Annotated in this window: 22 protein-coding genes; 4 read left to right on the top strand and 18 right to left on the bottom strand. The window is 44.1% G+C overall.

Going from position 1 to position 24266, the window contains the following annotated elements:
• Positions 1–50: 50 nt before the first annotated feature.
• From IQO02_RS10940 to yceD, 15 genes are all read right to left on the bottom strand, one after another.
• Positions 51–455, bottom strand: a complete 405-nt coding sequence (locus tag IQO02_RS10940) for a hypothetical protein (protein WP_010437311.1) — start codon at positions 453–455, stop codon at positions 51–53.
• 177 nt (positions 456–632) lie between these two features.
• Complete coding sequence (gene ptsG, locus IQO02_RS10935; RefSeq protein ID WP_010437309.1) at positions 633–2063, bottom strand: PTS glucose transporter subunit IIBC; 1431 nt, start codon at positions 2061–2063, stop codon at positions 633–635.
• Between the two features lie 444 nt (positions 2064–2507).
• Complete coding sequence (locus IQO02_RS10930; RefSeq protein WP_010437305.1) at positions 2508–3275, bottom strand: TatD family hydrolase; 768 nt, start codon at positions 3273–3275, stop codon at positions 2508–2510.
• Positions 3266–4231, bottom strand: coding sequence for a DNA polymerase III subunit delta' (locus IQO02_RS10925; RefSeq protein ID WP_010437302.1), 966 nt, complete (start codon positions 4229–4231; stop codon positions 3266–3268). Before IQO02_RS10925 ends, IQO02_RS10930 begins: the two co-directional genes overlap by 10 nt.
• A gap of 6 nt (positions 4232–4237) precedes the next feature.
• On the bottom strand, positions 4238–4870 hold the full coding sequence (tmk, locus tag IQO02_RS10920) for a dTMP kinase (protein ID WP_010437299.1): 633 nt from the start codon (positions 4868–4870) through the stop codon (positions 4238–4240).
• 10 nt (positions 4871–4880) lie between these two features.
• Complete coding sequence (mltG, locus tag IQO02_RS10915; RefSeq protein WP_010437296.1) at positions 4881–5897, bottom strand: endolytic transglycosylase MltG; 1017 nt, start codon at positions 5895–5897, stop codon at positions 4881–4883.
• Positions 5894–6718: an aminodeoxychorismate lyase gene (pabC, locus tag IQO02_RS10910; protein WP_010437294.1), complete on the bottom strand. Its 825-nt coding sequence runs from the start codon at positions 6716–6718 to the stop codon at positions 5894–5896. The genes mltG and pabC overlap by 4 nt, the downstream gene beginning before the upstream one ends.
• 104 nt (positions 6719–6822) lie before the next feature.
• The gene (gene fabF / locus IQO02_RS10905; protein WP_010437291.1) at positions 6823–8067 is read right to left on the bottom strand and encodes a beta-ketoacyl-ACP synthase II; all 1245 of its coding nucleotides are present in this window, start codon (positions 8065–8067) and stop codon (positions 6823–6825) included.
• A 93-nt stretch (positions 8068–8160) separates the two neighbouring features.
• Positions 8161–8394, bottom strand: coding sequence for an acyl carrier protein (acpP, locus tag IQO02_RS10900; protein WP_004737381.1), 234 nt, complete (start codon positions 8392–8394; stop codon positions 8161–8163).
• Positions 8395–8560: 166 nt separating this feature from the next.
• Positions 8561–9295, bottom strand: a complete 735-nt coding sequence (fabG, locus tag IQO02_RS10895) for a 3-oxoacyl-ACP reductase FabG (protein ID WP_010437280.1) — start codon at positions 9293–9295, stop codon at positions 8561–8563.
• A 25-nt stretch (positions 9296–9320) separates the two neighbouring features.
• Positions 9321–10244, bottom strand: coding sequence for an ACP S-malonyltransferase (gene fabD, locus IQO02_RS10890; RefSeq protein ID WP_010437278.1), 924 nt, complete (start codon positions 10242–10244; stop codon positions 9321–9323).
• Positions 10245–10323: 79 nt separating this feature from the next.
• The gene (locus IQO02_RS10885; RefSeq protein ID WP_010437276.1) at positions 10324–11274 is read right to left on the bottom strand and encodes a beta-ketoacyl-ACP synthase III; all 951 of its coding nucleotides are present in this window, start codon (positions 11272–11274) and stop codon (positions 10324–10326) included.
• A gap of 5 nt (positions 11275–11279) precedes the next feature.
• Positions 11280–12305 carry a phosphate acyltransferase PlsX gene (plsX, locus tag IQO02_RS10880; protein WP_010437265.1) on the bottom strand — a complete coding sequence of 342 codons (1026 nt, stop codon included), beginning with the start codon at positions 12303–12305 and terminating at the stop codon, positions 11280–11282.
• Positions 12306–12314: 9 nt separating this feature from the next.
• A complete protein-coding gene (rpmF, locus tag IQO02_RS10875; RefSeq protein ID WP_004737376.1) occupies positions 12315–12485 on the bottom strand; it encodes a 50S ribosomal protein L32 in 171 nt (56 codons plus the stop codon).
• A gap of 48 nt (positions 12486–12533) precedes the next feature.
• Positions 12534–13061, bottom strand: a complete 528-nt coding sequence (gene yceD, locus IQO02_RS10870; protein WP_010437250.1) for a 23S rRNA accumulation protein YceD — start codon at positions 13059–13061, stop codon at positions 12534–12536.
• A gap of 149 nt (positions 13062–13210) precedes the next feature.
• On the opposite strand from yceD, the gene IQO02_RS10865 reads away from it, so the two are divergent.
• On the top strand, positions 13211–13792 hold the full coding sequence (locus IQO02_RS10865; protein WP_010437248.1) for a Maf family protein: 582 nt from the start codon (positions 13211–13213) through the stop codon (positions 13790–13792).
• 247 nt (positions 13793–14039) lie between these two features.
• Here IQO02_RS10865 and rluC read toward each other — a convergent pair whose 3' ends face one another.
• Positions 14040–14984 carry a 23S rRNA pseudouridine(955/2504/2580) synthase RluC gene (rluC, locus tag IQO02_RS10860; protein ID WP_016783818.1) on the bottom strand — a complete coding sequence of 315 codons (945 nt, stop codon included), beginning with the start codon at positions 14982–14984 and terminating at the stop codon, positions 14040–14042.
• Between the two features lie 618 nt (positions 14985–15602).
• Here rluC and rne point away from each other — a divergent pair.
• Both rne and IQO02_RS10850 read left to right on the top strand, forming a co-directional pair.
• Positions 15603–18761: a ribonuclease E gene (rne, locus tag IQO02_RS10855; protein WP_016800729.1), complete on the top strand. Its 3159-nt coding sequence runs from the start codon at positions 15603–15605 to the stop codon at positions 18759–18761.
• 259 nt (positions 18762–19020) lie between these two features.
• Complete coding sequence (locus IQO02_RS10850; protein WP_029203736.1) at positions 19021–20568, top strand: SulP family inorganic anion transporter; 1548 nt, start codon at positions 19021–19023, stop codon at positions 20566–20568.
• A gap of 133 nt (positions 20569–20701) precedes the next feature.
• On the opposite strand, the gene IQO02_RS10845 is transcribed toward IQO02_RS10850, so the two are convergent.
• Positions 20702–21151 (bottom strand): low molecular weight protein-tyrosine-phosphatase, encoded by a 450-nt coding sequence (locus IQO02_RS10845; protein ID WP_016767663.1) that lies wholly within the window; start codon positions 21149–21151, stop codon positions 20702–20704.
• Between the two features lie 84 nt (positions 21152–21235).
• On the opposite strand from IQO02_RS10845, the gene cobO reads away from it, so the two are divergent.
• Entirely contained in the window at positions 21236–21841 is a 606-nt protein-coding gene (gene cobO, locus IQO02_RS10840; protein WP_010437241.1) for a cob(I)yrinic acid a,c-diamide adenosyltransferase, read from the top strand.
• A 227-nt stretch (positions 21842–22068) separates the two neighbouring features.
• Here cobO and IQO02_RS10835 read toward each other — a convergent pair whose 3' ends face one another.
• Positions 22069–24195: an AsmA family protein gene (locus IQO02_RS10835; RefSeq protein WP_016790355.1), complete on the bottom strand. Its 2127-nt coding sequence runs from the start codon at positions 24193–24195 to the stop codon at positions 22069–22071.
• Between the last annotated feature and the right edge of the window lie 71 nt (positions 24196–24266).

Raw genomic sequence — 24266 nt, 5'->3', positions numbered from 1 at the left:
AAGCCAGCTCGATGCTGGCCTTTTCATTCTAAAAACGGTGTAAGTTCATTTTAGAACTTATAAGTCACACCCAGTGCACCACCGACTTGCAGCTCAACACCTTTATACATGTCGAGTTCAGGATGAACTTGTGCGTACGCATTCCAACCTTCGTAGAAATTCACTTTCACGCCTAAAGGTACTCGCAAACCAAAGTCATCATTCCATTCAGCCCACGCACCTGCACCGACATACCAGCTCAACGGAGCTTCCGTCTCAAACTGACCACGCTTCCAAATGTAGTCAAATGCAGCGCCGTCATTGCCAATAGTTGCGCGATACTTCTGATCAAACTCCACAACGACACTTAGGTCTTGGTCAATAGCGAGACCAACTTCTAAATCTGGAGCTTCAGAAGCATGGGCAAACGAGACCCCGCTGCAACACATAAGGCCGATCAAGTAACGATGTTTCATAATATTCTCAGACTGTTTTAAAAAACGATAGGTTACATGAATCACAAACAGTGGTGTCATCGTAAAGTTAAAGATAGCAGATTGAGCTCACAGAGATTAAACGTATCAAGATCTTTCATAGAGCAAAAAACCAAAAAGGAGGCCTAAAGGCCTCCTTTCAATTTATTGAATCAGTGATTAACCGTTGTTACGGATCCACTCATCCATGTCTGTCTTAAGGTTGTCAGACTTAGTACCGAAGATAGCTTGTACGCCACCAGCTACTACGACTACACCAGCAGCACCTAGTTTCTTCAGTTTGTCTTGGTCAACAATAGCTGTATCAGCAACTGCAACACGTAGACGAGTAATACAAGCGTCAAGACCAGTGATGTTAGCTTTACCGCCAAATGCAGCAACTAGCTCACCAGCAAGTTCAGAACCAGTAGCAACTGACTCTTCTTCAGTTTCGTCTTCACGGCCTGGAGTTTTAAGGTCAAGAGCTTTAATCACAGTGCGGAATACGATGTAGTAAATCGCAGCGTAACCAATACCACATACAACCATTAGACCCATCTTAGACGCATTGCCAGATAGAACTAGGAAGTCGATTAGACCGTGAGAGAAAGATGTACCGTGTACAAAACCTAGAGTGTTCGCAAGAACGTAAGCAGAACCAGCTAGTAGAGCGTGGATTGCGTACAGTACAGGAGCAACGAATAGGAATGAGAATTCGATTGGTTCAGTGATACCCGTTAGGAATGAAGTCAACGCAGCAGAAGCCATGATGCCCATTACTTTAGCGCGGTTTTCAGGTTTAGCCGAATGTGCAATTGCGATTGCAGCAGCAGGTAGACCGAACATCTTGAACATGTAACCACCAGCTAGCTGACCGAAGCCATTGCCCGCAGCACGAGATGCGTCATCAGCAACTAGGTAACAAGTAAGAACACCGTTTTGAGTTTCGCCAGCTGCGTTTACACAAGTACCAGCTTCGAAGAAGAAAGGTACGTTCCAAACGTGGTGAAGACCAAATGGAATCAGAGAACGCTCAACGATACCATAAATACCAAACGCCACTTGTGGGTTTTGGTGAGCTGCCCAATCAGAGAACGCAGAGATAGCGCCGCCAACTGGTGGCCAAACTACAGAAAGTAGGATTGCTAGACCAATCGCAGAGAAACCTGTGATGATTGGCACAGCACGCTTACCAGCGAAGAAGCCCAGGTATTCTGGTAGTTGAATACGGAAGAAACGGTTGAATGCCCAAGCAGCAACACCACCGACTAGGATACCACCTAGTACACCAGTATCGATTTTATCAACGCCCATTACACCGGCCATTACGCCTAGTGTAGCAGTCATGATGCCGTAACCAACGATAGCAGCTAGACCCGCTACACCATCGTTGTTAGTAAAGCCAAGTGCCACACCTACTGCGAACAGTAGTGCCATTTGACCGAATACTGAACCACCAGCTTGTTCCATTAAGTTTGAAACAATTTCTGGAATGAAAGGAAGGTCTGCTGCACCGACACCTAGCAAAATACCCGCAACTGGTAAAACTGATACTGGTAGCATCAGAGACTTACCAACTTTCTGCAGGCTAGCAAAAAGGTTCTTAAACATGTTTATGCTCCTGATAAAGATAAAATAATTATATGGGTTCTAACGGCACACCCCCGTAGCCTTTATGTTAGCACCCTGCGAAAATGTAACCATGTATTGCATTATATTTTCTGCCGCTAAATATATATTGATGGGGAACTAACTTTCTAGTCACTTACGAAATTTAGTTTCAAAACACGTCTTGGATCACATGTCAAATCTAGAAATGCAATCCTTTACAAGAGCCTAATGTATTGAAAAATAAATATATTTTTTGAAGGTCTTATTATTTTACTGAGTGAATAAAATAGGAGTGAATGTTATTTTTAGTAACAAAATTACAAATGTTATAAATAGCCCTCTCAAGTTCAACATAATTCGTAAACATTAAAAAAAAACGCACTTTTGGTGATCAAAAACACAAAAAGGGAGCTTTCGCTCCCTTTTATTTACTTACGTAGTTTTTTATCGCAAAAAAAGTTTTTGGTAATTTCTGGTCGTTTGTTCAGCAACCTCTTTCATCGATAAACCTTTCAATTGCGCGATATATGCGGCAACTTCTACTACATATGCAGGCTGATTCTGTTTGCCACGATATGGAATTGGTGCCAAGTATGGAGAATCAGTCTCAATCAATAGCCTATCGAGAGGCAGATTCTTGACAACCTCCTTCAGTTCTGTGGCCTGTTTAAAGGTAACAATTCCTGAAATTGATATATAAAAACCTAACTCCATCGCTGCTTCAGCGAACGATTGATCTTCAGTGAAGCAGTGAATAACACCGCCACACTTTTCAGCACCGCCATCACGTAAAATAGCCAACGTGTCTTCACGAGCGTTACGAGTGTGAATGATTAATGGCTTATTAAGCTCTACAGCGAGCTCTACATGTTGCTTAAATCGTAGTTGCTGTAGCTCTGCAGTCTCAGGCTGATAGTGATAATCAAGGCCAGTTTCACCAATCGCCACAACCTTTGGATTACTCGCATACTCGCGCATTCTTTCTAAACAGAAATCGCTTTCTACATCGAGAGGATGAACACCACAAGAGGCTTTCACGTTATCAAACGGTGCGATCATATCGAGCATATTTTCGAACGAATCTAGTGTCACACCAACAGAAAGCAGCTGCTCAACGTTTGCTGCTTTTGCCTTGTTAACGACATCTTCTACACTAGTGTGTAAATCTTGGTAATCTAGCTTGTCTAAATGACAATGGGAATCTACGAACATGTTTCCTCGCAAGTGGCAATTAGCCAATTCATTATGAGTAGCTCCGTATTGAGCCCAGGGTGTTGTTTTAACTGCTCAATCAATGTCAGCAGTTTATTCGAGGCGGCATAAGCACTTTGGTAAGACATCACCTCAAACAGTGCTTTCGCACCTGGTGTAATAGCTTTATTGGTCAAGCCGAAATGCAGCTTCTGTACATCGGAGAGTAAATGCCATAACCAACCAAGTTGAATCAAAGGGTCTTTACCAAGCTCTGTAGAGAATTTTAACATGTCAGGTTGAGTACCTTTGATAACATTCACAAAGCCATCTAGCGCTTTAGTTGAAGTATCAACACCACCTTGTTCAAACATCACCTTTGCTTTTAAAGGCGCGTTGTCATTCAGTGTTAGAACATACGGTGGAACGGCTTTACCCACTTCATTATCTAACCATGCAGAACCAACGTCTAATTGAGGACTCACCACATTAAATTGCTGGCAACGACTTAGGATAGTTGGCATCAAGCGATGGCTGTTACGCGTAGAAAGAATGAAAATACACTTGCTTGATGGCTCTTCCAGCGTTTTTAAAAGCGCATTCGATGCAGATTCGTTCATTGCTTCAGCAGGCTCAAGCAAGATGACACGTACCCCCCCTAGCTGTGAAGACTGTTGGGCCCAGCGGTTACTCGCACGCACTTGGTCAACCGTGATCGACTTACCTTCCTTTTCTGGTGAGAGTACATGGAAGTCAGGATGGCTTCCCGACTTCATTAACTCACAGCTGTGACAAAAGCCACAAGACTCACTTTCATAATTAGTACACATTAATGACGCAGTAAGTTGGCCAATCAGCGCATCAACGCCAAGCCCTTCCGGCGCATTAACAATAACAGAATTGGGAAAGCGCTCTGCATCGAGACTTTTTTTCCACTCACTCCATACGGGAGCAAGCCAAGAATACACTTCAGCCATGACTACCTACTGTTTATCTAGCCAAGCACTTAGCGCGACTTTAATATCAGCGGCTACTTGCTCAATTTCTTGCTGCGCATTAATCACAAGTACAGAATCATCTTGTTCTGCAATTTCTAGATAGCGCTCACGCGTGCGGTCGAAAAATGAGATGTCCATCTTTTCAATTCTATCAAGCTCACCACGACCTCGAGCACGCTCTAGCCCAACTCTAGGGTCTAGGTCCAAATATAGCGTTAGATCGGGCTTAAAGCCGCCTAGTGTAGTTGCTTTCAGTGATTCCATAGTCGTGCGTGCGATCTGACGACCACCACCTTGGTATGCCTGTGAAGACATATCATGACGGTCACCCAATACCCATTGACCACTGTCGAGTGCGGGCTTGATAACGTTCTCTACTAATTGAACACGTGCTGCGTACATCAGAAGCAATTCAGTCATGTCTTGAAGCTTCTCGCCTTCGTGCTCTTCTTTAACCAATGAGCGCATCTTTTCAGCTAAGACAGTACCACCCGGCTCGCGAGTATTAACAATATTCTCGACACCCGACGCTTTTAATGTCTCAACGATGGCATTGATTGCTGTGCTTTTGCCAGCGCCTTCAAGGCCTTCGACCACGATAAATTTCGACTGATTCATAATTTGTTCTTTATTTGTTTTTTCTTAATTGTTTTAAGTAAGCTCGTACTGCACGGTTATGCTCAGTCAAACTCTTTGAAAATACGTGACCGCCAGTACCACTCGCAACGAAATACAAGTAGTTGCTCTTCTCTGGATTCAACGCCGCGTTGATAGACGCTTTACCTGCCATGGCGATAGGTGTCGGTGGCAAACCACTCATTGTATAGGTGTTGTATGCCGTTGGCGTGCGTAAGTCTTTCTTACGGATATTGCCATCGTAGCTGTCACCCATACCATAGATAACCGTTGGGTCAGTTTGCAAACGCATACGCTTGTTCAGACGGTTAACGAACACAGAAGAAACACGCTCACGTTCTGACGCAACGGCGGTCTCTTTCTCAATGATAGATGCAAGAATTAGCGCTTCGTATGGCGATTTAAGAGGCAGTTTATCCGCTCGATTTACCCACTCTTCATTCACCACGCTCATTAGGTCTCGATGCGCGCGCTTCAACAAATCTAAATCCGTTGTACCGTAGGTGTAGTGGTACGTTTCTGCTAAAAAAAGTCCTTCTAGCTTTTCGTTTTCAATACCGAGCTTTTGAGCGATCTCTTTTTCAGAGGCACCATCCAACGTCTGTTGAATGAATTCGTTATCTTTCAGCTGAACAAGCCACTCATCAAAGCGACTGCCTTCTACGAAAGTAATCGTGAATTGATGCTCTTTCCCTTCGACCAGCACTTGTAGCGCTTGCTCGAGGGTTAAACCAGGCTCAAGCAGGAATGTACCCGCTTTTACGTCTACAAGCTCAGGGTGCAACTTACGGATTAATTTCTCGTAAGGAGAAGCCTCAAAAAGCCCCTCATTAATCAACTGTGCTAAAACACGATTAAAGCTGCTTCCTGAAGCAACTGTCACCACCTGCGGTTTTTCTAATTGAATAACTTGTTTCAGGTTATCTTGTGCTTGATTGTATACATAGAACCCAGCAGCAGCGACTGCGATTAGGCACAAGATAATAAAAATAAATAACTTTTTGATCACGAGTTTAGTTGTCCTTGAAGGCTACGAGTAACGGTTCCAATGTTAAATTGGGTATCACTAATACGGATAACGGGAGCAACCCCTAAAATGGAGTTGGTCATGAAAACTTCGTCAGCTTGCATGAGTTGAGATAAGCAATAATCACTAATTGTAACGGAAAGTTCAGCTTGATTCAGCGCGGTTAACACTTGCTTACGCATAACCCCCTCTACACCACTTTGCGTGAGTTGAGGTGTGTATATCGACTGACCTTTGAGCCAAAATAGATTTGCCATGGTGGTTTCAATCACATTGCCTGAAATATCAAGCACCACACCATCCACTTCATTCGCCTGATCCATTTCATCTTTCATCAAAATCTGCTCAAGACGGTTATTGTGCTTATGGCCAGCAAGCAGCGGACTCAAACCTAGCGCTTGATCACAGATACCGAGTTCAACACCGGAGTCTTGCCACGCTGAATAATGACAGGGGTAATCAAAGATAGTGATGGTTATTGTCGGTTTGACGATATTCTTAGTACTGTAGCCTCGCCCACCGGCTCCACGGCTAACATGCAGCTTAATCCCTGCTTTTTCATTATGAAGAGCGTTATCTTGGATATGTCGAAGCGCATTATCGAGCCAAAGGTTAACCACATCCCAATCAAGTGCGGAAATGCGTAACGCTTTAAGGCAATCATCGACACGACGCTGATGATCGTGAAAATGTTGTATCTCACCATCACTCACGAGCATTGTCGTAAAACAGCCGTCTCCGTACTGAAACGAGCGATCCAAAATATCGATAGTTTGCTGGCTTTCCCCATCAACCCAAAACATGTTTTTCCCCATAAAAAGAAACGGCTCAATGCTAAAGCATCAAGCCGTTTAAAAACAAGTCTAATTGTGACTATCTACGAGTGTTTACGTCTTTAATAAGATGATTAAATCTTTTTGAAGATCAAACAGCCGTTTGTACCACCGAAACCGAATGAGTTACATGCAGCATATTCCATGTTGCTAACTTCACGCGCAGTGTGAGGTACTAAGTCAATATCTAAACCTTCTTCAGGATCATCTAGGTTGATTGTTGGTGGAACAATTTGATCAACCAGAGACATCGCTGTGATGATAGCCTCAGCAGAACCAGCAGCACCTAAAAGGTGACCAGTCATCGATTTCGTAGAAGATACCAATACTTGCTTGCTGCCTGCTTCGCCAAGAGCACGCTTGATGCCCTTAACTTCCGCTACGTCACCTGCTGGAGTCGAAGTACCGTGTGCGTTAACATAACCGATTTGTTCACCAGTAATGCCTGCATCACGCATAGCCGCCTCCATTGCTAATGCACCACCAGAGCCATCTTCACTTGGAGATGTCATATGGTAAGCGTCACCCGACATACCGAAGCCAACTAGCTCACAGTAAATCTTAGCACCACGAGCTTTCGCATGTTCGTACTCTTCAAGAACCATCATGCCAGCACCGTCACCAAGAACGAAACCATCACGGCCTTTGTCCCATGGACGAGAAGCTTTTTGAGGCTCATCGTTACGAGTAGATAATGCTTTAGCCGCACCAAAACCGCCCATACCTAGTGGAGTTGATGCTTTTTCAGCACCACCCGCTAGCATTGCGTCAGCATCGCCGTATGCAATCATACGAGCTGCATGGCCAATGTTATGTAGGCCAGTCGTACATGCAGTAGAAATCGCGATGTTTGGACCGCGTAGGCCACGCATGATAGACATGTGACCAGCAATCATATTCACGATCGTCGACGGTACGAAGAACGGGCTAATCTTACGAGGGCCTTTTTCAGTTAGAGCCTGGTGACCGGCTTCGATCAAACCAAGACCACCAATACCAGAACCAATAGCAACACCCACACGTGGAGCGTTTTCTTCAGTAATAGTTAGGGCTGAATCATCTAAAGCTTGAATACCTGCTGCGACGCCGTACTGGATGAACAAGTCCATCTTACGAGCATCTTTTTTAGTCATATACTCTTCGCAGTTAAAGTCTTTTACTAGACCTGCAAAACGAGTTGAGAAATTGGTTGCATCAAAATGATCGATATTAACGATACCACTTTGACCAGCTAGCAGGGCTTTCCAAGAAGATTCTACAGTGTTGCCTACCGGTGACAACATACCCATGCCAGTGACAACTACACGACGCTTGGACACGATTTTACACTCCGGAGATTGAGGTGATTTAAGATGAGGATAGATGAGTTAGATAAAACACAGGCGGTCGAGGTGACCGCCTGGGAGAGATTATTACTGAGCGCTAGTTACGTAATCGATAGCTGCTTGAACAGTAGTAATTTTCTCAGCTTCTTCATCTGGGATTTCAGTGTCGAATTCTTCTTCTAGAGCCATTACTAGCTCAACTGTGTCTAGAGAATCTGCACCTAGGTCATCAACGAAAGAAGCTTCGTTTTTAACTTCAGCTTCGTCTACACCTAGCTGTTCAACAATGATTTTCTTTACGCGTTCTTCGAGGTTGCTCATTTTTTCTTTTCCTTTACAGAGTTCGCTTTATGCGATGTTTTCCGTAGTTTATTCAATCTATTGAAAGTTGCAAGGTCAACTTTTCTGGTCAAACCACAATTTTCACGATTTTAACCGAAATTACGTATGATCTTGACTTAAATCATGCACAAATGTTGCACATAATTTACACCATGTACATACCGCCATTGACGTGAAGTGTTTCACCTGTGATATAAGCTGCCGCAGGTGACGCCAAAAATACCACAGCTTCAGCGATTTCGCGAGGGTCACCTAGTCGACCTGCTGGTACATTCGCCAAAGTTGCTGCACGTTGGTCATCATTTAGCGCTTTAGTCATGTCTGTTTCGATAAAACCAGGCGCTACAGTGTTTACTGTAATGCCACGAGACGCAACTTCACGAGCCATTGATTTAGTAAAGCCAATTACACCAGCTTTTGCAGCTGCGTAGTTAGCTTGACCAGCGTTACCCATAGTACCAACTACAGAACCAACGTTAACAATACGGCCTTGACGCTTCTTCATCATGCCACGCAATACAGCTTTAGACATGCGGAAAATAGGCGTTAGGTTAGTATCAATGATGTCGTTCCACTCATCGTCTTTCATACGCATAAGTAGGTTATCACGAGTGATACCAGCGTTGTTAACTAGAATGTCAATCGCACCAAATTCATCGTTGATGGTTTTCAGTGTAGCAGCAATTGAGTCAACATCAGTGACATTAAGAGCAAGACCTTTACCGTTCTCACCCAGATACTCACTGATTGCAGCTGCGCCGCCTTCAGAAGTAGCTGTACCGATAACTTTAGCACCACGCTCAACTAAAAGTTCAGCGATTGCACGACCGATACCACGGCTTGCGCCTGTAACTAGTGCAACTTTGCCTTCTAAATTCATCATAACTTCTCTATTAAGTGGTTATTTACTTAGCAGCTTCTAGTGATGCAGTGTCGTTAACTGCAGCAGCTGTCATAGTTTTTACGATTCGTTTTGTTAGGCCAGTAAGAACTTTACCTGGACCTAATTCTAGTAGTTTCTCTACGCCTTGTTCGTTCATTGCCTGTACACCTTCAGTCCAACGAACTGGGCTGTATAGCTGACGAACAAGTGCATTTTTGATTTTCGCAGGGTCTGTCTCAGCAATAACATCAACGTTATTGATAACAGGCAGTGCTGGCGTATTGAACTCTAGCGCTTCTAGAGCAACCGCTAGTTTGTCTGCTGCCGGCTTCATCAGTGCACAGTGAGATGGCACAGAAACAGGCAAAGGAAGCGCACGCTTTGCGCCGGCTTCTTTACATAGTGCACCAGCACGCTCTACCGCCGCTTTGTTACCTGCGATAACAACTTGGCCAGGAGAGTTAAAGTTAACTGGAGACACAACTTCGTCTTGCGCAGCTTCTTCACACGCTTTAGCAATCGCTTCATCGTCAAGACCGATGATTGCGTACATTGCTCCAACGCCTGCAGGAACGGCTTCTTGCATCAGCTGACCACGTAACTCAACCAATTTGATCGCTTCTTTAAAATCGATGACACCAGCACAAACCAGTGCAGAGTACTCACCTAAGCTGTGACCTGCTAAGTTTGCAGGTTGCTCTAGGCCAAGCTCTTGCCATACACGCCAAATTGCAACAGACGCTGTTAATAGAGCCGGTTGAGTGCGGAAAGTTTCATTTAGATTTTCTACTGGACCATCTTGAACCAATGCCCATAGATCGTAACCAAGTGCTTCTGAAGCTTCAGCAAATGTCTGTTTTACAACATCATACTGTTCGCCTAGGTCAGCAAGCATACCGATAGCTTGAGAGCCTTGGCCTGGGAATACGATAGCAAACTTGCTCATTGTAATTTTCCTTTAAGCAAAGCAAAAATTGAATAAGGCACATAAGTTATGTGCCTTGTTTGTTGATTTTCGCTTGAGGTTAGAATTTAACTAACGCAGAACCCCAAGTGAAGCCGCCGCCAAATGCTTCAAGTAGAAGCGTTTGACCACGTTTAATTCGCCCGTCACGCACAGCTTCATCAAGTGCTGTAGGTACGGTAGCTGCCGACGTATTGCCGTGCTTATCAAGGGTGATCACCACTTGATCAAGTGACATCGTCAGCTTTTTAGCAGTTGCCGAGATAATACGGTAGTTCGCTTGGTGTGGAACTAGCCAATCAAGCTCTGACTTATCCATATTGTTCGCAGCCAATGTGTCTTTTACCAGCTTAGAAAGCTGAGTTACAGCTACTTTAAATACTTCGTTGCCCGCCATGTGCAGCCATTTGTCTGCATCACCGCCACGCTCTGGTACTTCTAGGCTTAGAAGCTCACCGTATTTACCATCAGAGTATATGTGAGTAGACAAAATACCTGGCTCTTCGCTTGCGCCTACAACCACCGCACCTGCTGCATCACCAAATAAGATGATAGTAGAGCGGTCAGTCGGATCACAGGTTTTTGACAGTGCATCAGCACCAATCACCAAAACATTTTTACACATGCCAGTCTTGATGTGTTGATCAGCAACAGACAATGCATAGACGAAGCCAGAGCATGCCGCAGCCAAATCAAACGCAGGGCAACCTTTGATACCAAGTTTGCCTTGTACCTGACATGCCGAAGACGGAAATGTATGGCTACTGCTGGTTGTCGCAACGATGATTAAATCAATATCTTCTTTGTCGATACCTGCCATTTCAATGGCATTTTCAGCAGCGTAAAACGCCATATCAGCAACGGTTTCGTTTTCCGCTGAAATACGACGCTCTTTAATACCTGTTCTAGCAACGATCCACTCATCGCTAGTCTCTACCATTTTCTCTAAGTCTGCGTTAGTACGCACCTGAGATGGCAAGTAGCTGCCAGTACCTAAAATTTTGCTATACATGAAGACTAATAATGCCTCTCGAGTAAAACCGCTTCCAAACGATCGCTAATGCGGCTGGGGACTTGTCGTTTGACCTCGTGTACTGCTTCACCAATCGCGTTGACGACTGCAGACACATCAGCACTTCCATGACTTTTAATGACAATGCCGCGCAATCCTAACAAACTTGCGCCGTTATACTGGTCGGGGTTCAAGGTTTTTAATTCAGTAAATAGCTCAGAAAATAGCTTTCTGGCAATCCAACCCTTTATTGTTGAAGCCATCATGCGCGTTTTTAGCTTATCAATAAAGAGCTGAGCTGTACCTTCGCACGTTTTTAAGCAGACATTGCCCACAAAACCATCACATACGACGACATCAGCTGCATCTTGAAGTAGTTGATTACCTTCAATATAGCCTATGAAGTTAACGGATTGAGTATTAGCCAACATTTCGGCGCATCGTTTTACAAGGTCGTTGCCTTTAATTTCTTCTGCACCAATATTCAAAATAGCGACGCGTGGAGCTCGCCCTAAATGTTGTTCTGCTAATGCACTGCCCATCACGGCAAACTGAAAGAGTGAATCCGCATCACTAGATACGTTTGCTCCTAAATCAAGCATCCACGTCCGGTTACCAGAGGCAGTAGGCAAAGCGGAAACCAATGCAGGCCTATCAATACCAGGGAGGAGTTTGAGTCGGAAACGAGACAAAGCCATCAATGCACCAGTGTTACCACCACTCACACAAGCATCAGCCTGTGATTCGGCAACCAGATCGATAGCGACACGCATAGAGCTACCCTGACTATTACGTAAGGCTAGTGACGGTTTTTCAGAATTGGAGATAACTCGGTCACAGTGCTGGATACTCAAACGAGAATCAGGCATTTGACCTAATGAAGATAATTGAGATGTGATCGCGTTTCGATCACCTATGAGAATGACTTTTAGCTCTGGGAAATACGACAGTGCCTGCACGGCGGCAGGCACTGTTACACGGGGACCGAAGTCTCCGCCCATTGCATCAAGCGCAACGGTTAGATTTTGCAAAGGTCAACCTTACTTGTTGATAACCTTTTTGCCGCGGTAGAAACCTTCGGCAGTCACGTTGTGACGTAGGTGAGTTTCACCTGAAGTTGCGTCTACAGAAAGTGCAGCTGTAGTTAGCGCATCGTGTGAACGACGCATGCCACGCATTGAACGTGATTTCTTGCTCTTTTGTACGGCCATTGACCCTACTCCTATGTAAATTCTTAAAGATACTTATTTGTTAATAAGTTACTTCTTCAAGTTTTTTAAAACATCAAATGGATTCGGCTTTTTGTCTTCCTCAATTTCTTCAGGAAGTTCACCAAACACCAAGTTATTTGAGTTAACGCTACATTTCGCATCGTCGTGCATTGCTATTTGTGGCAATCCAAGGATGAACTCGTCTTCAACTAATTGAATCAGGTCTAACTCACCGTACTCGTTCAGATCTACCAAATCGTACTCTTCCGGTGCTTCCTCTTCACTTTTCTCGCTGTAAACAGGAGTATAAGTAAATTGGACATCGCACTCATGCGCGAAAACCTCATTACAACGTTGACACTCTAAATCGACTTCGACGTTAGCTTTACCAGAGATAACGACTAATCGTTGTTCATCAAGCCCAAATGACATTGAGACTTGCGCGTCACGTTTTACGCCTTCAGTTGCTTCGGTTAGACGCTTTAAAAGACTGACTTGGATGATACCATCCATATCGAGTCGTTTTTGAGCTGTTCTTGCCGGATCAACTGTACGCGGTATTTTTTCCTTTTGCATAGGGCGCGAATCTTATCTTCCAAATCATGTTTAGTCAAAGGAAATGGCAAAAAAAATGTACTTTCCTGCCTTTCCTATTCAGAGCATTATGAATAGCAGGACAAGTTACGTTATCCTGAGATAAATGCTTCCGTGAATTGTAAATTAAAATGAGAAATTACCAACTAGTTTTAGCCTCTACCTCACCATTTAGGCAAGAGATCCTCAAAAAACTACACTTAGACTTCATAACAGCCAAGCCTGACTGCGATGAAACACCGTTTCCAGAAGAGACACCTCAGCAGTTAGTGATGCGTTTAGCTGAGACGAAAGCCAAGTCTTGTACAATTGAACAACCAGGATTAGTGATTGGTTCTGATCAGGTTTGTGTGATTGACGATGAGATCATTGGTAAGCCACACACTCGTGAAAAAGCAATTCAGCAACTATCTCGCCAAAGTGGTAAAAGCATCACTTTCTATACTGGACTTTCCGTTTGGAACAGCGAAACCAATAAAGCTGACACGCGTCTCGACACCTTCGTGGTGCATTTCCGCGATCTAACAGAGCAACAAATCATTTCGTATGTTGAGAAAGAGCAGCCTTATTTCTGCGCAGGCAGTTTTATGTGTGAAGGATTAGGCATTGCTTTGTTCAAACAAATGGAAGGCAAAGATCCAAATACCTTGATCGGGTTACCTCTGATCGATTTAGTCGATATGTTAGAAGCGCAAGGAATGAGAGTGCTGTAACAAATACTCTCTCTTTGCTAAGGGTCCCCTACTCCTTCCTTCGTCCGTTTAAGAAACGACGAGAAAGAAAAGTGAAATAAGTAGCGAAACGGTCTTTCAGTAAATTTCGTCATCCTCAAGAGAAGGGATGAGCGAGTTAAGGATCTTCGACAACATATGAAAACAAAAAGGTTGACGATATTCGTCAACCTTTTCTAATTAAAGCTCAGATACTCAATTCACGAAAAATTTGTGAACTCGTATATTTCTAAAGCTTACGTAAACCAGTCAGGGCCTTCTCTAGCCTTTTTTCCATTGGCGCTGAGATATCCATCTTCTCTTCGCTACCTGGGTGAGTAAACTTGATGTTTGCTGCGTGAAGAAACAAACGATTCAATCCAACTTTACCCGTATAAGCATCGAATCGACGATCGCCATAACGGTCATCCCAAGCAATCGGATGACCAGTATACTGAGCATGCACACGAATTTGGTGGGTGCGGCCGGTAATAGGGCTCGCTTGAACCAAAGTCGCGTCTTGGAATTTTTCTAAAACCTTAAAACGAGTTTCAGACGCCTTACCATTTGGGTTAACACGAACAATGCTGTTTACTTCATTTTTCAACAAAGGTGCATTGACCACTTTACAACTGTTCTTCCATTCACCCATCACCAAAGCGAAATAGTATTTCTGAACCGTTTTTTCACGGAACTGCGCTTGAAGATGTCTTAGTGCAGAGCGCTTCTTAGCAACAAGTAGAATGCCAGACGTATCTCTATCAATCCGATGCACTAACTCAAGAAAGCGAGCATCAGGACGAAGTGCACGCAATGCTTCAATCGCGCCAAACTTTAGCCCACTACCACCATGAACAGCAGTACCCGACGGTTTATTAAGAATCAACAGATGATCATCTTCATAAATGATGCACTGTTCTAGTTCAGAAACCTTGTTGAGTTTTGTGCTCGGTATGTTCTCTTCTGTTTTCTCTTCAATCGTTACTGGTGGGATACGAACTAAGTCACCAGCTTTTAGTTTGTACTCAGCTTTAATGCGTTTTTTGTTTACGCGGACTTCGCCTTTACGCACGATTCGATAAATCATGCTTTTCGGGATGTTTTTTAATTGGTTGCGTAAGAAGTTATCAATACGCTGACCAGCCATATCTTCGTCGATGTCGACAAACTGGACTTGGGTTCTAATTTCGCTCATGCGGTTATTGTATCACTGTCACTTTTGATAATTGAGATTTTCTTAGCACTATTCCGCACTAATTTACGCTTAATAGTCTCGAATCCATCACTAAATTGCACTCGAAGTTCTATATTTCTTTGATTCTTCGAACAAAAAAGCATCAAGATTCCTGCAAATTAAAATATCAAATGATAAATTATTTATAGACAGTGAGTTAGAGCTATCAAAACCCAAACAAAAACTGTTTTTTTTACAGCATTCCGACAAAGCAGATTGCTGTGTTTACCGACCGCTGCTATAGTTCACAGCTGCTATCAGTGGTTTGACTATTATTTAAACAGCTAACCATTCATAAGCAAGTAAATGAGTAGATAACTCAGATTAGACAGTGCTGCAATCGGCGTAAGACACGGTCAACTGAGCTCCTTATCGCTCTACTCACGTACACTCATGTTGAGTATTCACCGCCACATCGCGGATCATAGGCTAACTCCCTATGATGACTGACGTGCCCCAGAGCATCCCTCTCCAGCCGGGAGGCTGCACCGATAAAGCCATGGGATCTGGCACCATGAGAAACGAAATAAAGCGATAAGAACAATGATGAAAATAAGAAAAGACAATGAGAATTTCTAAATGAAAAGAATGTTAATTAACGCAACTCAAAAAGAAGAGTTGCGTGTCGCTTTGGTTGATGGCCAGCGACTGTTCGATCTAGATATCGAAAGTCCAGGTCACGAGTCAAAGAAAGCGAATATCTACAAAGGACGTATTACCCGTATTGAACCAAGCCTAGAAGCGGCATTTGTTGATTACGGCGCAGAACGTCATGGTTTCCTCCCTCTTAAAGAAATTGCCCGCGAATACTTCCCTGAAGGTTATACATACCAAGGCCGCCCTAGCATTAAAGAAGTGCTAAGAGAAGGCCAGGAAGTGATCGTACAAGTAGAGAAAGAAGAACGTGGTAGCAAAGGTGCTGCACTGACGACTTTCATCTCTTTGGCCGGTAGTTACTTAGTTCTTATGCCTAATAACCCTCGCGCTGGCGGTATTTCTCGTCGTATCGAAGGTGATGAACGCACTCAACTGAAAGCAGCATTAAGCACTCTTGAACTTCCTCAAGGTATGGGCTTAATCGTGCGTACAGCGGGTGTTGGCAAAAGTGCAGAAGAGCTAGAGTGGGACTTGAATGTTCTATTGAATCACTGGGGCGCTATCAAGCAAGCTTCTGATTCAAACGCAGCCCCTTTCCTTATTCACCAAGAAAGTAACGTAATCGTTCGTGCGATTCGTGACTATCTACGTCGTGATATTGGCGAGATTCTAATCGACAGCAACACTATTTTTGAACGTGCACAAGCGCACATTCAATTAATACGCCCAGATTTCATGAATCGCGTTAAGAAATACGATGGTGAAGTGCCTCTATTCAGCCATTACCAGATTGAAAGCCAGATCGAGTCTGCTTTCCAACGTGAAGTTCGCCTTCCTTCTGGTGGTTCTATCGTAATCGATCCAACAGAAGCTCTGACTTCTATCGATATCAACTCTGCTCGTGCAACAAAGGGCGGCGATATTGAAGAAACTGCGCTAAATACTAACTTAGAAGCGGCCGATGAAATTGCACGTCAATTACGTCTACGCGACCTAGGTGGTCTTGTTGTTATCGACTTCATCGATATGACTCCGGTTCGCCACCAACGCGAAGTAGAAAGCCGTCTACGTGATGCCGTTCGTTTAGATCGCGCACGTGTTCAGATTGGCCGTATTTCTCGCTTTGGTCTTCTAGAGATGTCTCGTCAACGTTTGAGCCCATCACTAGCAGAAGCAAGCCACCACATTTGTCCTCGTTGTACAGGTACTGGTGTTGTTCGTGATAACGAATCTCTAGCACTGTCTGTTCTACGTTTGATTGAAGAAGAAGCCCTGAAAGACAATACAGCGCAAGTACTTGCTGTTGTACCTGTTCCAATCGCTTCTTACCTTCTGAATGAAAAACGTCGCTCAGTAAACCACATTGAGAAGAACCAAGAAGTTAAGATCACTGTTGTTCCTAACTCAGACATGGAAACGCCACACTTTGAGGTTATCCGTGTTCGTGAAGGTGAAGAGTTTGATCTACTGTCTTACCTACTTCCTCAAAAGCTAGATGCGCTTAAAGAAGCGGAAAGCAAAGAACCTGCAGAACAGACTATTCGCCCTAAGAAGCTCGAAGAGCCGGCTCTAAAAGGCTTTGCAGCTCCAGCTCAATCAGCACCGACTCCAGCTCCAGCTCCAGCTCCAAAAGCTGTAGAAGAGAAGAAAGCTGAGCCAGTAACAACTCAAGAACCAGGTCTAATCGGTCGTTTCTTCAAGGCTATCGGTAGCTTCCTATTTGGCTCTTCGACTCAAGAAGAGAAAAAAGAAGAGAAGCAAGAAGAAGAGAAACCTAAAAGCAATCGTAACAACGGTAACCGTCAACGCCGTGATCGTAACGACAACCGCCGTCGTAACCAACGTGGTGACCGTGGTGAACAACGCGGCGAACGTGGTGACAACCGTAACGAAAACCGTGACAACAAACGTCGTCGCAAACCTGCACGTGATGAGAAACCTGAAGAGCAAAAAGAAGCAGCTCCACAGCAAACTCGTCAACCTCGTAAGCCAAAGCAAGATCGTCGCAACAAGCCACGTGATGAGCAGAAGCAACGCGAAGAGCAAGTACCATCTAAATTAGCAGAAGAAGGTCTACAGCTGGCGGCAGAAGCTCAAGCTGACAAGCCTGAAGCGCCTAAGGCAAAACCTGAAGCTAAAGCTGTTAAGATTAAAGAGCGTCGTCAGCGTCGTAAACTGAACAAACAAGTTCGAGTTAAAGACCAACAAGCTCAAGCTGAAGCAGACAACTCATCTAAAGAGCAAGTTGTCGCAAAAGAACAGTCAGTAGCAAAAGAGCAAAAAGTTGCGGAACAAGTAGAAGCAACTCAAGCAAACTCTGAGCAAACTGAACAGGAAGAGCCAAAACAACGTCGTAACCGTCGTTCTCCACGTCATCTACGTGCAAGTGGTCAACGTCGTCGTCGTGGTCGTGATCGTCGCCCTAACCCATTCCGCCTACGTAAAGGTGGCGTAGCTTCTCCTGAGATGGCTATGGGTAAAGTAATGCCTCGCTTCGTACCAAAGCCTCATCACAAACAGGCAAAACCTGAAGTGACCGAAGTTCAAGTGAGTACAGAGACTAAAGTTGCTGTTCAAGAGCAAAATGTTGCTCAAGATACAGCACCACAAAGCAACGTAGTTATGGCAGGTGGCTTTGCGTGTCCTGAACTGGCTATGGGTAAAGTAATCATTCGTCGTGACGATGCTGCTATTATTGAGCAAACTGCAACTCAACAAGTTAACGTTGAAGCTCAGGTAACTGAAGCTCCAGCCGTTATTAAAGAAGCTCCTATCGCTGTTGAAACGACGAAAGTTGAAACTCCAGTAGCAGAAGCTCCTGTTGTAGCTAAACCTGTACAATCAGAAGAAGCAACACCCGTTGTTGAACCTGAAGTCGCTGTTGAAACTCCTAACGCTGAAAGTGTAAAAGTTGAAGAAGTTCCTGTTGTAAAAGCAGAAGCTCCTAAAGCGGCACCAAAGGCTGTGGTTGCTAAAAAGCAAGCAGGTTCACCAATGACTAAAGCGCCGGGTCCTCAAGAGATCAAAGAGATTCAAGTTGTTGCAGCTCCCTTCCGTACTGAGCGTTTTGTACCGAAAGGTGCGGGTAGCCAAGCAGCGTCAAACAAAGCTGGCGCAGGCATGACTAAGCCTCAATACTAATAAGTTTCACGGATTAATCCGTAGATAACACCAAAGGGCTGCTTATTAATAAGCAGCCCTTTTTTATATCTATTCTTCCGATAACTTATAATAGATATATTACTCAAAGTGGGGTTCAACCTTGAACTTAATCACATTTTTGGGTAGCATTCGCGCACTTATCTTTTCGACACTTCGCTATTGCCGCTCTTTTCCATCACTGTTTGGCTACGCAATACACTCGTGTCGGTAAATCCATTTTTAGCATAGCTGAGCAAACATGTTCGAATTCCCACAATTTTCAAGGCACTCTGTAAAGAATGACGTGCTTTCAGGTCTTACAGTAGCCCTAGCTCTGGTACCTGAAGCCGTAGCATTCGCTTTTGTTGCTGGCGTTGACCCAATGGTTGGTCTTTACGCAGCATTCATCGTAGGTTTAATCACTTCTGTCTTTGGCGGTCGTCCAGGTATGATATCTGGTGCAACTGGCGCAATGGCTGTAGTAATGGTAAGCCTAGTGGCAACCCATGGTGTTCAATACCTATTTGCAGCCGTAATGTTAGCCGGTCTTCTGCAAATTGCAGCTGGTGTATTTAAGCTAGGTAAATTTATCCGTATCGTTCCGCACCCAGTAATGATTGGTTTCGTGAACGGTTTAGCGATCGTTATCTTCTTGGCACAGCTTGGCCAATTTAAAGCGCCTGATGTAACGGGAGCATTAACTTGGTTACCAAGCGGTCAAATGACTCTGATGTTAGGCCTAGTAGCACTGACTATGGGTATCATCCACTTCCTACCTAAACTCACAACAGCAGTGCCTTCTTCATTGGTTGCTATTGTTACGGTAACAGCTTTGGTTGTTGGTCTTGATCTTGAAACTCGTACTGTTGTCGACTTCCTACGTACTATGTCTGGTGATGAAGCAGCGACACTAGCAGGTTCTCTACCAACGTTCTCGATTCCTGCGGTTCCATTTTCATTTGAAACACTGCAAATCATTCTGCCATACGCCATTATCCTTGCGGCTATCGGCTTGATTGAGTCTCTACTAACACTAACGGTACTAGACGAAATGACAAACACTCGTGGTCAATCTAACCGTGAATGTGTAGGTCAAGGTATGGCTAACGTAACGTGTTCAGTATTTGGCGCGATGGGTGGTTGTGCGATGATCGGCCAATCGATGATCAACGTAAACTCAGGTGGTCGTGGTCGTCTTTCAGGTATCGTAGCTGCAGTTGCACTTCTGATGTTCATCCTGTTTGGCTCCGCGCTTATCGAGATGATTCCTCTAGCGGCACTAGTGGGTGTAATGTTCATGGTTGTTATCGGCACGTTTGAATGGGCTACCTTCAAGCTGGCGCGTCGTGTACCTAAGCAAGACTTCTTCGTTATCATTCTTGTAACAGTAGTAACGGTGTTAACTGACCTTGCGGTAGCCGTTGGTGTTGGTGTTGTAGCTTCAGCGTTAATGTTCGCTTGGCAACATGCTAAACACATCTACGCAGACACCTCAGTAAACGCAGAAGGCTCAAAAGAGTACAAAGTTAACGGCCCAATCTTCTTTGGTTCAACGGCTAACTTCCTAGAGTTGTTTGACGCATACAACGATCCACAAGATGTCATCGTTGATTTTGCAAACTCACGCGTTACTGACCACTCAGCGATTGAAGCAATCGACACGATTGCTGACCGTTACGCAGCATTAGGCAAAACTCTTCACCTTCGCCACTTAAGCAAAGACTGTGTCGCTATGCTGCACAAAGCCGGGAGCTTAGTTGAAGCGAACGTTGCAGAAGACCCTATCTACAAAGTAATGTCTAAGTAATCTTAGCTATCGCTTAAATTAGATTTAGAAAGGCCGACATTCGATGTCGGCCTTTTTATATCTATAATTCTTGATATTCTTGATCGTGTTGATCTTGTTCTTTTTTGCTCAAAGACCGAACATCACTTCGACGTTAAATCGAATTTAATATTGCATCACTCGACTCTTCGATTAAATCCAACACTAATTCAAAGCCATTCCCCTCACCATAATAAGGATCGGGAATTTCTTGATACTGTGACTCTCCAAAACTCAAAAACAGCGCGAGCTTGTATTGGAGGTGAACTGGACACTGGCTCATTAAGTCTTCCAAATTAGCTCTATCTGCTGCAAGTATCAGGTCAAACTCTTCAAAGTCATTCATAACTACTTTGCGGGAGGTTATTCCCTTAAAACTGTACCCTCTCTTCTCTCCTGCCGACTTTGAGCGTGAATCCGGTGGATTGCCTTGGTGGAATCCAATTGTACCCGCAGAGTCGACCACAACATCAATCCCTATCTGCTGAGCTTTCTTTCGAAGCACCGCTTCACCTGTTGGCGAACGACAAATATTCCCCATGCAAACAACGAGTATCTTTTTCATCCGTAATCACCTGTTCTTCCGATGGTTTTTGCTATCGTTAAGTTAGGCTATGATAGACGCAATCACAACTTAAAAGGATTTGTTATGTCGACCGAAGACAACAAAGAACAACGCCATAAGGCAAGACAACAGAAAGTAAAAGAACAAGTCGATGCACGAGTGGCTGCAGCACAAGAAGTGAAAGGCTTATTGTTGGTTATTACTGGTAACGGTAAAGGTAAATCAACATCAGGTTTCGGTACCATCACTCGAGCTGTAGGCCATGGTAAGAAATGTGCCGTTGCTCAATTTGTTAAAGGCACTTGGGATAATGGCGAAAAAAACGTTCTTCAAAAGCTGGATGTAGAGTTCCAAGTGATGGGAACCGGCTTTACTTGGGAAACCCAAAACAAGGCTCAAGATATCGAAGCTGCGCAGCGCGTATGGAAAGAGTGTCAACGTATGCTAACCGACGAGTCGATTGATGTAGTTTTATTTGATGAGCTGACGTACATGGTGAGTTATGGCTACATCGAATTGGACGAAGTAGTAGAAGCTCTAAATAATCGCCCGAAAATGCAATCAGTAATTATTACTGGACGTGGTGCGCATCGAACGTTGACTGACATGGCTGATACGGTATCTGAAGTTCGTAACGTGAAGCACGCTTTCGAATCTGGCGTTAAAGCTCTGCAAGGTGTGGATTGGTAATCCCGTTCAATTAGAGATCCCCGACTCGGTCATTCTTCCCTCTCGAGGATGACGACTCTTCAGTGTTACTCCCCTAAATAAAGGATGAGCACCGATCGTCATTCCCTAGAACGAGGGACGAGTGTCATAGAGAATCTCTCGAAAGTATCATAAGCACCCAAACAAAAGCGCCATTCCCTGCAATAAGGAATGGCGCTTTTTTCTATGCTAGTTCAAGCGAGCAGAGATTAGTTAAAGAAGCCTTTCAATAAACCATCAACCGCTTCTTTCGTTTTTTCGTCTTTGATCTTATCCGTTAACTTATTCACACCACGGTCAATCTCTTTCTGCGCTTTTTGCTTCAACACATCATCAAAAACAAGCGCAAATTTCGGTTCTGCCCACTGGCCAGTGACCTTGATTGGGATAGTGACATCTTTCAGGTCATCGATACTCTTACCACCCTGACCTTCTAAAGACCCAACTATCGATGTTCTCACAAGGAAATCGACTGTCTCATTGATGAAGTTTGCCTTACCTTGGCCCGTCACTCTTAAAAGCGGTGATTGAGCTGACAAGTCATTCGTTGAAACCCAGCCTTTATCCACTTTGAGTGTCGCTTTCATTGCACTGAAATCAGTCTTCTGTGCGCCATCAACTTTTTCGACCTTCTCACCCTTGATCTTGGCGTAGTTTTCTCGAATCAGCTGAGCGACATTAATACCGTTAACCGCACCATCTTCGAAATTAATCGCAATCGTACCGACTAAGTTCTGTTTAATTCCTGTTGGTGTCAAGCTTTTACCTTTGACGTCAACATCGATATTACCAGTACCTTCTAGCATATCGTTTTCAGCGACATCAACCAGTAACGGCTGAACTTTCACACCTTTGATTTTCTTCTTAGCGGTGTAAGTCGCCGGTGTATTACGTGCATCTAATCTAGCTGTTGCAGAGATAGACCCATCGTAGAGATTCGATGTAAATGAGGTTAGCTCCGCGATACCACGATTAACAGAAAATGCTGTTTTAACATTCTGCATCTTCGCGTTGTTCGCTTTGAACTTATCAATCGTGATGTCACCTTTCACGTCTAACGTTTTCAGAGCCGAAAGATCAGGTTCTACTTCTTTAGTAGGAGCTGAACTATCAGAATTTGACGTTGAGCCACCAGCAGAATCAGAAGGCGCTGTGCTCGCTGTTTCTGTTGTCTTACCCAAACCTAAGAACTCATCTAAATCGATATTTGGACTATGGAGAGAGAAACGAACCTTTGGTATTTCAGATAAGGTGACGTCTGCTTTACCGTCTAGCTCGATAGCATTTGCTTGCAACTTCTCTAGCACAAAGCTCAAGTGGCTCTTATTAAGATCAAAGCTTAGGTCAGACAACATATCCACTTTCATTGGTGATTGTGGAAGCGCATCGCCTTTGAGTGTTGAATCTAACGTTAGCTTATTCAATGTGACTTTTGAAATCGCACTATCTACCGTTAGTTCACCACCACCTTTAAGATCAAGGTCAAGGCCTGCGGCGTTACCAACTACAGCATAAGTAAGTTGGTTTACCTTATCGAACTCAAACGTGTTCAAACCAATTTTTGCAGATTCAATCGACGTCGCAGGATCATTGAACTTAGCGTTTAGGTCAATATTGCGAAGTGCGTAACTTGCAAAACCTTCCGCTAATTTAAACTCAGCACTACCTTCTGCAGAGAACTTCTGCTGATTGTTTTCACCAGAGGCAGCAAAGGTCGCAGTGGTCCACGTATCAACCGCAAATTCAGACAAGTTTAAAGACACATCGTATAACTTAGTGAATGAGCCGGCTTGCTTGTCGTCCATTTCAAACAATGCGTTTGAGACAGTAACGCCCGCAAGGTTTATCGTCCAACCTGATACTTCTGTCGTACCTTGTTCTTCGGTCGTTGGCGCGGATTCAGAACGGGTATCTGCAACAGACTCAGGCTCTTGAGACGCTGATGCCTGCGTTAACGCATCGATGTTCTTACGACCATCTTTAAGGGTTTCTAAATAGAATTCTGCACCATCCAGAGTCACGTTGCCGATTTCTAGTTGGTTGCTAAATAGCGGAGTAACCGACACATCAACACCAACGTTATCAACCTTAAATAGGTTAGGTTGGGTAAATCCTTCAGGGTTACGTAATTCAGTTTGACCAAGAGCAAAGCCAATAGATGGGAAGAATTGCCAGCTGATATCACCCTCGATCACGAGCTCTAGGCCGGTGTGTTTTTGGGCTTGTTCGACAATTAATGGCTTAAATTGGTTGGGATTCACTAACAGCACTAGTGCCAGAATTGCTGCAATAACAACAAACACTGGTACAGCTATGAAAATGAGTAGTTTCTTCATCCGCATATTCCTTGCTTAGATTCCAAAAGAAAGTGGCACTATAAAAGTGCCACTGATTCGGTAAAAAATAA

Origin of the sequence: Vibrio sp. OPT24, from assembly GCF_015163545.1 — a bacterium.
GTDB classification, from domain to species: Bacteria; Pseudomonadota; Gammaproteobacteria; order Enterobacterales; family Vibrionaceae; genus Vibrio; species Vibrio cyclitrophicus.
Note: the sequence above shows the minus strand (reverse complement) of the source record. Positions and strands in the feature narration are given on the sequence as shown.